This window comes from Streptomyces sp. NPDC003036 (assembly GCF_040611175.1).
In the GTDB taxonomy this organism is placed as follows: Bacteria; Actinomycetota; Actinomycetes; order Streptomycetales; family Streptomycetaceae; genus Streptomyces.
This window is the reverse complement of the sequence record NZ_JBEXNO010000094.1, coordinates 1-1,932: the sequence shown is the minus strand read 5'-3', so window position 1 is coordinate 1,932 and position 1,932 is coordinate 1. Positions and strand designations below refer to the sequence as shown.

1 protein-coding gene is annotated in these 1,932 nt (G+C 67.2%); it reads left to right on the top strand.

Features of this window, described 5'->3' with window-relative positions:
• The first annotated feature begins 157 nt into the window (after positions 1–157).
• Positions 158–1,042, top strand: a complete 885-nt coding sequence (locus tag ABZX67_RS33230; protein ID WP_355368527.1) for a GNAT family N-acetyltransferase — start codon at positions 158–160, stop codon at positions 1,040–1,042.
• Positions 1,043–1,932 lie beyond the last annotated feature (890 nt).

Here is a 1,932-nt window from a genome sequence, read left to right as displayed (position 1 = left end):
TTCTCCCCCTGCCCGCGTTCCAACTGTGGCCCCCCGCAGCCGGGGTCCTGGGTGGGGTTATGGGATAACCTCCCCCCACCCCGGGCGGGGAACCCCCCTTTACGGGGCCCCCCCCGGCCACCTGGTCGGTTCTGGACATGAAAGGGAGGAACCACGCATGGTCGTCACTGTGAGTCCCGTACTGGACGTGACGCTGCGCCCCTACGCCCCCGGCGACGCGGGCGCGGTGGTGGAGCTGGTCAACGCCGACCTGCTGCCGGGCCAGCCCCGGGTCACGCCCGGCATGCTGAACGAGGCGCTGGAGGGCCGCTCACCGGTGGACGCGGGATGGTGGGCGGAGCTGGAGGGGCCGGTTACGCAGGTGGCGGCGGACAGGGCGGGCGCAGTTCTCGGCGCCGTCTCGTACGCGCGGCGCCCCAAGGACGGTACGGGGCAGCTGCTGTGGCTGCACTGCCGGGAACGGCCCGACGTCGCTGACGCGCTGATCCGGCACACGGTCACCGCCCTCGGGCCCCGGCCGGTCCACGCGTTCCACTTCGCCTCCGCCCTGTCCCTGGGGCTGGAGGCTCTGCCGGTCGGTCACCGGCCCGCCACGGCAGCGGCGCTGGAGCGCGCCGGGTTCACCGGCGAGAGGCTGTGGCGGTACATGCGGGCTGACCTGCCCGCGCGCGGTCTGCCGCGCCTGCCGGACGTCAGGGTGGGCCCAGACCCGGGCGGCAAGGACGCCCGCCGATTGGAGGCCCGACAGGGCCGCAAGACGGTCGCAGAGGCTGTGGTGGGGCTGCCGGTCCAGAGCATCGGCGTGCTGTGGTGGATCACCGTCGCACCGCACGCACGCGGGCGGGGACTGGGCCACGCCATGCTCGGCTCAGCGCTCCACGCCCTTGCCGGGCTCGGCGCCAGCGAGGTGATCCTCTACGTGGACGACGACGCCCCGCCCGGCGACGAACGTGACCGCACAGCGGCCAACCGCCTCTACGAGTCGGCCGGGTTCCAAGAGGTAGACAAGCTGTTCTCTTACAGCCTTCCAACCACTCCATAAACAGAGCGAAATACCGAAATGAGGGCCCCGAAAGGGGTCCTTTTCTTATTTCTTGAGCCTGCTCTTTCTGTTTTCTCACGAGGCATCTATTTCCATACAATAAACTGACGATGCATCAAATTAAGGGTTTCTGGGCGAGTGTCAGTCAGGACAAGTTGAGGGCACATACAGAAAAGATGGTGGCTCATGCATCAGTATCTTTCTAGAGACTAAAACCTCCGGCTATAAAGCCGCGAAAGATTCCAAGAAAACGAGTACCCAATAGATGCGCTCGCGCAGGCCCAAATAAAGGCAGAGCTCCCCCGTGAATGACAGCAAGGAAATCACCCATGCCGCGCCCCGGGAACGGGGCGGCGGCTCCCGGGCACGTACCGCCGTACCGGTACCGCCACCCCACCCCATCCCCCTCGGCCCCGACAGGGGCCCGACGTCAGCTCGACACCCCATCACCCCACCTAGCAGGCAGGGGACATGAGGACAGAACCCAGACTCTAGCCACGCCCTCACTACGAAACACCCACACACCCCCGGCCCCGACAGGGGCCCAACCCCCACCCCCGCCGTGTCCGCCACCGGCGGACACCCCGTCACCTCACGCCCCATCAATTCCCGTGTTGCGGGAATTGGAAAGAAAGCCGAAAGGCTCTCAAACACCCCACAGCCCGAATTGCCGAAAGGCAATTCAACCCGCCCAAGAATAAGCCCCGAAGGGGCTTATCAGAAACCACTCCGAATTCGCCGACAGGCGAATTCCTGCGGAATTCCGCCGAAAGGCGGAATTCAATAGGGGCATTTATGCCCCTCCGCCCCCCCCCAGCCCGGAGCCCGCGCCCCCCGGCACGCCGCGCCGCTTCCTGGTGCGGTTGGGCCCCCCCGGCCGGCGGGCCCGC

What these genes read in the sequence shown, in the direction of transcription:
- ABZX67_RS33230 (WP_355368527.1), top strand. Translation starts at nt 158, where the DNA reads ATGGTCGTCACTGTGAGTCCCGTACTGGACGTGACGCTGCGCCCCTAC.